Genomic DNA, 9,529 nt, shown 5'->3' with positions numbered 1-9,529 from the left:
GACTAGTGCTCCGATTCCGAAGTTCGTATCATATTGCGGCTCCACGTTTACGAACTTCGGAATCAAAGGAGCACTAGCCAATTATGTGATTCTAGTGCGGTTTAGAATTTGAAGTTCCTATGACGAGGTTACCGCGAAACTGATAGGAATTTCAAATTCGCCGCACAAGTGTGGTCAGCCGCCACTTGCTTAGTTGAACTTGTCGGTTGCGGATAGTTGGGCGGCACCCCGCGGGGCGCCGTCAACGTCAGTGCGCAGATGCGGTGCGCTTGCTGGCGGCCGGCTTGCCCGGCTTTGCGGTCGCTGCCTGCGCTGGCGCCGCATCCCATCCGCCCGCGGGGCTTGCCACATTGATGGCATCGTCGGGCTGGGGTTCGGCGGTAAACGTCTGCATCGCAAGCTTGGCGGCGGCGAGCGACTGCGGGTCAAGCCGCTTGGCAATGTCGTCGCGCTTGCGGCCGGCGTCGGCATCGCCCTGCGTCGCGGCCAGGCTGAACCACTTGAAGGATTCAGCGAGGTTCTGGTCGACACCGATGCCGCGGGCGTAGAGAATGCCGAGATTGTACTCGCTGTCCGCGATGCCGCGGTCGGCGGCCTTGCGGAACCACTGCGCTGCGCTCTTGTAGTCGGCGCCCTTGCCGCCGCCGTCTGCGTAGAGCACCGCGAGGTTGTGCATCGCCTTGGCGTTGCCGCGCTCGGCGGCCTGCATGTAGTAACGGCGGGCGATGTCGACGTCCTTCGTCACGCTCAGGCCCTTCTCGTAGAAGGTTCCGAGACGGAAGATCGCCGGCACCACACCGGCCTGCGCCGCGCGATCGAACCATTTGGCCGCTTCGTCGTAGTTCACCGCGACGCCTTTGCCCTCGGCGAAGCGCACCGCGACCTCGTAGGCCGCGCTGGGATCGCCCTTGAGCACGGCAGCGCGTAGAACGGGACCGCCGATGGAATCCGGCAGTCTCTCGGTCGGCGGCACCGCGATCATCGCCAATCTGGTCGGGGCCTTCGAAAGCGGAATCGTTCCGGTCACGTCGCCGTTTGCAGAAGCCGAAGGCAGGTTCTGCGGAATGGTCACCGAGGCGACGCTATCGCCCCTGTCGGGAGCCGCATTGAAGGACTGCCGTCCGATCGGAACCGGCGACGTCATCGAGGGCTGAGTCGGGACCGTCGCAGGATTGGCAGCGCTTCCGGCAGGAGCAGGTGCCGCATCGCCGGTGTTTTCCATGGCGGGCATCGCCGGCGGAGTGCCGCTGTCGAGCAGCGTCATGGCCATCTTGAACGTGCCGAGCACGATCACGACGACGCTGGCGCCGACAAGCAGCGAACGGATCTTCGAGGTCAGGGTTGAAGCCGGCTGCGCCTGACCGCTGGCCTGCGCCGCCTTTGACTGTTTCCCGGCCTTCTCGGGCGGAGGAGCAGCGGCAGCGGCCTGCGCGGCGCGGCGCGCGGCGGCGATGAAGCTTGAGGTGCTGACGGGCTCTTTTGGCGCGGCAGCCGGAATGCCGCTGATCGCGCTCTCGGAGGCCGCGATGCGCTCCGATGGCGAAGCCGCTCGTGCCGATGGCCGGGTGCCCGGTTCAAGCGGGTGATCGGGCGGCAGGTCCGGGACGATTGCCGCGCGCGCCGACGCCGTATTCGGCTCCAGGATTTCGCTGATGGTGCGGGGCGGGACCGGCGGCTGTACTGAGTCAGCCGCATGGAAATCCCGCGGCGCGGCCACAAAAGACTCATGCTCCGAAGCCGAATTCGGCAATTCGGGGCTGTCAAATTCCGGCTTGCCAAATTCGGGCATCTCAAATTCGAGCCTGCCAAATTCGGGCCTGCCATGTGTGGCCATGGCGATCCGCGCCGGCGAAGGCTCGTTCGCATCGTTCGATTCAGCCTCAAGCTCGGCAATCTGCGGTGCAGGATAGGAAGGCTCCGGCGCCGATGGAGGTGGTGCCACGAACACCGGCGCCTCGGCGGCGGTGGCTGCTTGCGGCGCCGGCTGGGAGCGCACCGCCCGCAGGTCGCCTTCGATCGTCGAAAGGCGATCGACCACGTGGCCGAGCGTGTTGTGGACGGCCTCCAGCGAATCCTGGGTATGACGATTGGTTTCCGCCTGGCCGAAACGAATGTCGGACAATTCGCGCTTGAGGAGGTCTGCAACTCCGTCGTCGTGGACCGCCGGTTCGCTGCGGCCATTGGATACGAAGCTGGCAAAGCTGGCATTCTGGCTTTCGAGATGGTGCAGAATGTCCTGAAGGCCTTCCTCGACCCGTCCGAGATTGCCGGAGCGGTGATCGGACGACGCTTCCAGCCGTTCGAGCAGGTAGGAGACGCGCTGTTCGAGATGGGCAAAGGCCGACGCGTTGTCATTGCCAACCGGGATGCGGTCGAGGCGATCGGACAGGGCGACCAACGCACGCTCGATCTGCTCGGTGTTCTCGCTTGCGACCGGCCGCTGCTCGCGGCTTTCGAGCGAGGACATCAGCGCGGCCATGCGCTGTTCAAGTGCAGCGAGCGAATCGGCTCGGCCATCCGGACGCGCTAATTGATCGACCTTGGCCGACAACGCGTGCACGTCACCGCTGAGCCGTGCCAGGGCATCGTTGGAGGCGACATTGGAGACGATGGCGCGAAGTGCCGTGATCGCGCCCTCGAGCTGGTGAATCGTCGATGGATCGTCGCTGGTCCGAATGATCTGGTCGAGCTTGCCGGTCAGGTTACGGATCGCCTGGTCATAACCTGCAAGCTGCTCGGCCGGCGTCAGCGAGCGCAAGACCTCGCGGATTTCGCCAAGCGCGCGCTCGATGCCGGCAAGCGTCTGGCTGCCGTTGCCGTTCTGCTTGTTATCGTCGATGCGGCGCGAAAGCGAACGGATCTCGCCCTCGATCGATTCGATCGCGCGGCGTGGCATGGCCTCGGTGATGGCTTGGCGAATTTCGGTCAATTCGCTGCGGAAGGCGGCAATCGACTGCTCGATGTGATCGGGCCGCCGCAGCGATTCGATCTGGCTCGTGATGTTGAGGAGATGCCGCTCAAGCGAAGAGAAGTCGGGGCCCGGCGGCGGAGGCGGTGGGGCATAGGCAGCAGGCGACGGCGTATAGACGGGCGCGGGTGCAACCGGCGGCGTGTTGCGCACCATCGGCGGCGGCGCAACATTGTCGAGTTCGTACTGGCGTGCGGAAATTTCCGCGATGGCCGAATCGAACGAGGCCGGGTTGAGCGGCGGCGAGGGACGATAGACCTGGGCAGCGGCGCGCTCGACCATCTCGGTCTGGCGCTGCTTTTCCTGCATCAGGTGCTGGCGCGCCGGCGCGGGGTTGGAAATCTGCGATAGCCGCGCGTCGAGGCGGGCGATGGCGTCGTTCAGTTGCTTGGCGACTGGCGGTTCGCCGCGCGGAGCCTCGCTGCGCGGGCGTCCTTGCGAAATCTGTTCGATCTGGCGGGCGATCGCATCGAGCCGCTGATGGATGTCATCGACATCGCGGCTTTGTTTCGCTGGCATCGCCGGCCTTTGATCGGAAGGGCTGCGGGAATTCGGCGGCGCCGCCTCGCCCACATTAAGGTTGAGCCAGTCGTTCAACGACACGCCGGCCCTACGAGCCGCAGCTTCGGCCCGGTCCCGGACGGCAGGATCGATGCTTTCGTTACTCCACGATACGCGCGAATTCATGCTTCTGTCCGGTTCCGCTTTCGGCGCTCCACCTGGCGCCTCCGGCCTCCCCGCGCGTCCCGAAGAAGAGACAATCGAATTTGGCGCGGGTCGTCTGCCTCAACAGACCGACTTTTCCGCGTTACGGTAAATAACCGGTTAAGGAATGGGCCCACCCGCCGCTAAAGTTGGCGAGCCATTGGTGTTTTCGGCTTTTTTCGCGCTTTCCGCGCTAATCGCGGGAACCGGTTCGGTCGCGGGTTCCCGGGTCGAGCGGCACGATGTCCGCCGACACTGATATCGCCGAAAGCGCTGATATGGCTTCCTCACACCACTCCGCGACCATCTGTTCGTGCTTCAGCCCGATGCGAAGCCCGAGCAGCTTACCCGTGTCGGCCGGCGAGGCAGTTCCATCGGGAAAGCGCTTGTTCAGGATGCGCTCATAGCGCTCGTAGCGGTCGCGGTGATGTTCCTGCCGCGCCATCAGATCCGTGCGCAGAGGTTCTATATCGACGGCGTCGAGCGCATAAAGCCGGATCAGCAGGTCGTCCTTGATCGACGCCGGCATCGAGGGGCGGGCGGCCCAGTGCCGGAAAGCAGCCTTGCCTTCCGCGGTCAGCGTGTAGACCAGCTTGTTCGGCTTGCCGGATTGCACGACTTCGCGGCCCTGAATATGGCCGCGCTCGCGCAGCTTGGCGAGCTCGCGATAGATCTGCTGATGGTCGGCCTTCCAGAAAAAACCGATCGAGGCGTCGAACGTCTTGGCGAGCTCATAGCCCGTCATCGGACGCTCGGTCAGGCAGGCGAGGATGGCGTCGGCGAGGGCCAAGGGCCGGATTCCTTCCAAGTCGGGGCGGTCTGGGATTAACACGCTTGACTTTATGCGCATTGATGCATATGCGTCAATATGTATATGTCCGGGATGGACGCTGCCGATCTCCGATCCCCTGTTTGAGTCAGACTTTGAGGAGGCTTCTTTGGAAATGCTCGGCCTTCAAAGATGGCACGGCTTTATCAAGTCGCACGATCACAACGCGTTGTTGGATTTGCTCCATCCCGATGCGGTGTTCGAGAGCCCAGTGGTTCACACGCCGCAGCGCGGCCGCGATATCACCTTCAAATATCTGGCGAGCGCGACCAAGGTGTTGGGCGGCCCGAGCTTTCGCTATCTCGGCGAATGGACCAACGAAACCGGCGCCGTGCTGGAATTCGCGTGCGAGGTCGAAGGGATCACAATCAACGGCGTCGACATCATCACGTTCGATGCGGATGACCGCATCACGCATTTCAAGGTGATGGTTCGCCCGCTGAAAGCCATCAATCTGCTGCATCGCTTGATGGGGGAGCAACTGGCGCAGCGTTAGGTAACGGCGCTCCGCAGGACCACCCGCCGATTGCGATAGGAGCTGCCCTCGACTCAAGGAAGTGGTTAAGGTCCGCTTCCAGCTATTCCAAGGACACACAGACCCCGCCGGGAGAACGTCATGCCGATCTACAAAGCGCCTGTTGAAGACGTCCAATTCCTGCTCAACGACGTCTTTCAAATCGATCGTTACGACAATCTTCCGGGTTTCAGCGACGCGTCGGCCGATGTTCGTGAGGCGATTCTGGGCGAGGCCGCCAAACTCAGCGAAGAAGTGTTGCAGCCGCTCAACCGCGTCGGCGATCTCGAGGGCTGCAAGCGCAATGCCGACGGCAGCGTGACGACGCCGAAGGGATTCAAGGACGCCTTCAGGCAGGTGGCCGAAGGCGGCTGGCTCGGCCTCTCGATGCCGACGGAATATGGCGGTCAAGGTTTGCCGATGACCTTGAGCCAGAGCGTCACCGAATTTCTGTCGTCGGCGAACATGGCCTTTTCGATGTATGGCGGCCTGACCACGGGGGCGATCGCAGCACTGCTGGTGCATGGCAGCGCGGAGCAAAAATCAAAATATGTGCCGAAGATGGTGGCTGGCGAATGGACCGGCACCATGAATCTCACGGAGCCGCAATGCGGCACCGACCTTGGCCTCATACGCTCCAAGGCCGTCAAGCAGGCCGACGGAAGCTACAAGATCTCGGGCACCAAGATTTTCATCTCGGCCGGCGAGCATGACCTTGCCGATAACATCATCCATCTCGTGCTGGCGCGGATCGAAGGCGCGCCAGCGGGCATCAAGGGCATCTCGCTGTTCGTGGCGCCGAAGTTCCTCGTCAGTGCCGACGGATCGCTCGGCGCGCGCAACGGCGTGACCTGCGGTTCGATCGAGCACAAGATGGGCATTCACGGCAATTCGACCTGCGTCATGAACTACGACGGCGCCACGGGCTGGCTGATCGGCGGCGAGAACAAGGGCATGCAGGCCATGTTCGTGATGATGAACGAGGCACGGCTTGGCGTTGGCGTTCAGGGATTGGCGCAGTCGGAAGTCGCCTATCAGAACGCGGCGGCCTATGCCCGCGATCGCTTGCAGGGCCGCGCGCTATCGGGGCCGCAGGCGCCGGACAAGCCGGCCGATCCGATCATCGTGCATCCCGACGTGCGCCGGACGCTGCTGACGATCCGCGCCTTCAACGAGGCGGCACGCGCCATGGTGGTGTGGACCTCGCTCAAGAGCGATGTCGCCCACCGCTCCAACGATCCGACGGACCGCGAGGCCGCCGACGATCACATGGGTTTGCTGACGCCGGTGCTGAAGGGCTATCTGACCGAGACTGGTTTTGCCAACGCGGTTCAGGCCCAGCAGATGTACGGCGGCCACGGCTATATCGCCGAGCAGGGCATGGAGCAATTCGTGCGCGATGCGCGTATTGCGATGATCTATGAGGGAGCCAACGGTATTCAGGCGCTCGATCTCGTGGGGCGCAAATTGCCGCGCGACGGCGGCCGTGCCGTGATGGCGTTCTTCGGCGAGGTCGGCGCCTTTGCCAAGGAACATGGCGGCGACGAGGCGATGAAGCCTTTTGTCGCACCGTTGTCCACCGCCCTCGGTCATCTCCAGCAGGCCACCACCTGGCTGATGCAGAATGCCATGATGAAGCCCGACAATGCCGGCGCGGCCGCCACCGATTACATGCATCTGTTTGGCCTGGTGACGCTCGGCTATATGTGGGCCAAGATGGCGAAGATCGCCCAGGACAAGATTGCGGGCAGCGGCACGACGGCTTATCTCTCGACCAAGCTTGTGACCGGCCGCTTCTTCATGGAGCGGGTACTGCCGGCGACATCAGCGCACCTGGCGCGCGTCCAAAGTGGAAGCGCGACCATCATGGAACTGGCGGCTGACGCTTTCTGATTGAGGAGTTTCATGGCAATCCTCGATTCGCTATCATATGACGACCATCATTCCGGGAGGGCATCATGCCTGAGGCTTTTATCTACGATCACGTTCGCACGCCGCGCGGCAGAGGCAAGGCCGACGGTTCGCTGCATGAGGTGACGGCGCTCGCGCTCGCCACGGTGCCGCTGAAAGCGCTGAAGGAGCGCAACAATCTTCCGGAAGATGTCGTCGACGACGTGATCCTGGGTGTGGTCGACCCGGTCGGCGAAGCCGGTTCCGACATTGCACGTTTCGCATCTCTGCAGGCAGGCCTCGGGGAAGCCGTTCCGGGCATGCAGATCAGCCGCTTCTGCGCGTCGGGCCTTGATGCGGTGAATTTCGCAGCCGCCCAGATCATGAGCGGTCAGAACCATCTGACGATCGGCGGCGGCGCGGAGTCGATGAGCCGCGTCGGCATCGGCGCTTCCGGCGGCGCCTGGCCGATGGATCCTTCGATCGCCGTGCCTGCCTATTTCATGCCGCAGGGCATCTCGGCCGATCTGATCGCGACCAAATACGGCTTTTCGCGCGATGACGTCGATGCCTATGCTGTGCAGAGCCAGCAGCGCGCGGCGAAGGCCTGGGACGAGGGCCGTTTCAATAAATCGGTGGTGCCGGTCAAGGACGTCAACGGGCTGACCATCCTTGCCAAGGACGAGCACATGCGGCCGACGACGACCATGCAGTCGCTGGGCCAGCTCAAGCCGTCATTCGCCGATGTCGCGGTGATGGGCGGTTTCGACGGCGTGGCGATCCAGTCGCATCCGGAGATCGAGCGCGTCAACTACGTGCATCATGCCGGCAATTCGTCGGGCATCGTCGATGGCGCCGGCGCGGTGTTGCTTGGCAGCAAGGATGCCGGTTCCAAATACGGGCTGAAGCCGCGCGCGAAAATCCGTGCCTTCGCCAATATCGGTTCCGAGCCTGCGATGATGCTGACCGGTCCGGTCGACGTCACCGAAAAGCTATTCAAACGCTCCGGCATGAAGAAATCCGATATCGATATCTTCGAATTGAACGAGGCGTTCGCATCCGTGGTGCTGCGCTACATCCAGGCCTTCGACATCGACAACGCCAAGATCAATGTCAACGGCGGCGCGATCGCGCTCGGTCATCCCTTGGGAGCAACCGGCGCCATGATTCTCGGCACTGTGCTCGACGAACTCGAGCGCACCAACAAATCGACCGCACTGGTGACACTGTGCATCGGCGGCGGCATGGGCACCGCGACGATCATCGAGCGCGTGTAAGGGGGCACCAATGGCTTTCAAGAATTTCACGGTTGAGACCGACGCCGACGGCATTGCGCTCGTGACCTGGAACATCCCCGGCCGTTCGATGAACGTGCTGGATCAGACCTCGACCGACGAACTTGACGAGATCGTCAAGCAGACCACGGCCGACGCCGCGGTGAAGGGCGTTGTCATCACCTCCAGCAAGGAAGCCTTCTGCGCCGGCGCAGACCTTTCGATGCTGGAGGGCATGAACAAGGCCTATGCCAAGGCGCTCAAGGAGCAGGGCGAGACGGCCGCGAACCAGATGCTGTTCGACCGGAGCCGCCGCTTCTCGCTGATCCTTCGCGCGATTGAGACCTCGGGCAAGCCGTGGGCGGCGGCGATCAACGGACTCGCGCTTGGCGGCGGCTTTGAGATCACGCTCGCCTGCCACTATCGCGTTGCGGCCGAAAATCCGAAGACGCGGCTTGGGTTGCCCGAGATCAAGGTCGGGCTTTTCCCCGGCGCCGGCGGCACGCAGCGCGTGCCGCGGCTGGTCCCCCCGCAGGACGCCATGACGATCCTGCTCAAGGGTGATCCGGTCACGGTCGAGAAAGCCAAGGCGCTCAACCTCATTCACGCCATCGTGCCGGCGTCCGACCTGATCAAGGCGGCGAAGGACTGGATCAAGGGCGGGGGCAAGGCAATCGCGCCGTGGGACGACAAGGGATTCAAGCTGCCGGCCGGTCCGGTCTACTCAAAGGCCGGCATGAGGATGTTCCCTGCCGGCAACGCGATCTTCCGCCGCGAGACGTTCGATAACTACCCGGCGGCGCGCGCCATCATGCAATGCGTCTACGAAGGCTTGCAGCTGCCGATCGATGCGGCCTTGCGCGTGGAGTCGCGTTATTTCGCGAAGATCCTGCGTTCGAACGAAGCCGCGGCCATGATCCGCTCGCTGTTCATGTCGATGCAGGAATTGAACAAGGGCGCGCGGCGTCCGCAAAACGTGCCGCCGACCAAGGTCAAGAAGCTCGCCGTGATCGGCGCGGGCTTCATGGGTGCGAGCGTCGGTTATGTCTCGGCGCGTGCCGGCATCGACGTCGTCCTGATCGACCGCGATCAGGCCAGCGCCGACAAGGGCAAGGCGCATGCGCAGTCGGTGATCGACGATCTCGTCAAGAAGGGCCGCGCCAAGGAGAGCGACCGCGACGCAATCCTGTCGCGGATCACCGCGACCCCTGACTACAATGCGATTTCGGATTGCGACCTCGTCATCGAAGCGGTGTTCGAGGATCGCAAGGTGAAGGCCGAGACCTATGCCAAGGCGCAACCGCTTCTCAAGGCCGGTGCAATCTTCGCCTCCAACACCTCGACGCTGC

The 9,529-nt window shown here is 63.2% G+C and carries 6 protein-coding genes; 4 read left to right on the top strand and 2 right to left on the bottom strand.

The annotated features are described in order from the left end of the window. Positions 1 to 247: 247 nt before the first annotated feature. Positions 248 to 3,655: a hypothetical protein gene (locus M6D32_RS01835; protein WP_298252782.1), complete on the bottom strand. Its 3,408-nt coding sequence runs from the start codon at positions 3,653 to 3,655 to the stop codon at positions 248 to 250. Between the two features lie 211 nt (positions 3,656 to 3,866). Beyond that, a complete protein-coding gene (locus M6D32_RS01830) occupies positions 3,867 to 4,463 on the bottom strand; it encodes a PadR family transcriptional regulator (RefSeq protein WP_298252780.1) in 597 nt (198 codons plus the stop codon). A gap of 154 nt (positions 4,464 to 4,617) precedes the next feature. Between M6D32_RS01830 and M6D32_RS01825 the strand changes: the two genes are divergently transcribed. From M6D32_RS01825 to M6D32_RS01810, 4 genes are all read left to right on the top strand, one after another. After that, positions 4,618 to 4,998 carry a nuclear transport factor 2 family protein gene (locus M6D32_RS01825; RefSeq protein WP_298252778.1) on the top strand — a complete coding sequence of 127 codons (381 nt, stop codon included), beginning with the start codon at positions 4,618 to 4,620 and terminating at the stop codon, positions 4,996 to 4,998. Between the two features lie 120 nt (positions 4,999 to 5,118). Further along, entirely contained in the window at positions 5,119 to 6,909 is a 1,791-nt protein-coding gene (locus M6D32_RS01820) for an acyl-CoA dehydrogenase C-terminal domain-containing protein (RefSeq protein WP_298252776.1), read from the top strand. Positions 6,910 to 6,974: 65 nt separating this feature from the next. Continuing rightward, the gene (locus M6D32_RS01815) at positions 6,975 to 8,183 is read left to right on the top strand and encodes an acetyl-CoA C-acetyltransferase (protein ID WP_298252774.1); all 1,209 of its coding nucleotides are present in this window, start codon (positions 6,975 to 6,977) and stop codon (positions 8,181 to 8,183) included. A 10-nt stretch (positions 8,184 to 8,193) separates the two neighbouring features. Next, positions 8,194 to 9,529 (top strand): enoyl-CoA hydratase-related protein (locus M6D32_RS01810; RefSeq protein ID WP_298252773.1); only part of this gene is annotated, 1,336 nt, incomplete at its 3' end.

It is taken from the genome of Bradyrhizobium sp., assembly GCF_027307225.1.
Taxonomy (GTDB): Bacteria; Pseudomonadota; Alphaproteobacteria; order Rhizobiales; family Xanthobacteraceae; genus Bradyrhizobium.
The sequence above is the reverse complement of the archived record's forward strand: the minus strand, read 5'-3'. Positions and strand labels throughout refer to the sequence as shown.

What these genes read in the sequence shown, in the direction of transcription:
- M6D32_RS01835 (WP_298252782.1), bottom strand. Translation starts at nt 3,655, where the DNA reads ATGAATTCGCGCGTATCGTGGAGTAACGAAAGCATCGATCCTGCCGTC.
- M6D32_RS01825 (WP_298252778.1), top strand. Translation starts at nt 4,618, where the DNA reads ATGCTCGGCCTTCAAAGATGGCACGGCTTTATCAAGTCGCACGATCAC.
- M6D32_RS01820 (WP_298252776.1), top strand. Translation starts at nt 5,119, where the DNA reads ATGCCGATCTACAAAGCGCCTGTTGAAGACGTCCAATTCCTGCTCAAC.
- M6D32_RS01815 (WP_298252774.1), top strand. Translation starts at nt 6,975, where the DNA reads ATGCCTGAGGCTTTTATCTACGATCACGTTCGCACGCCGCGCGGCAGA.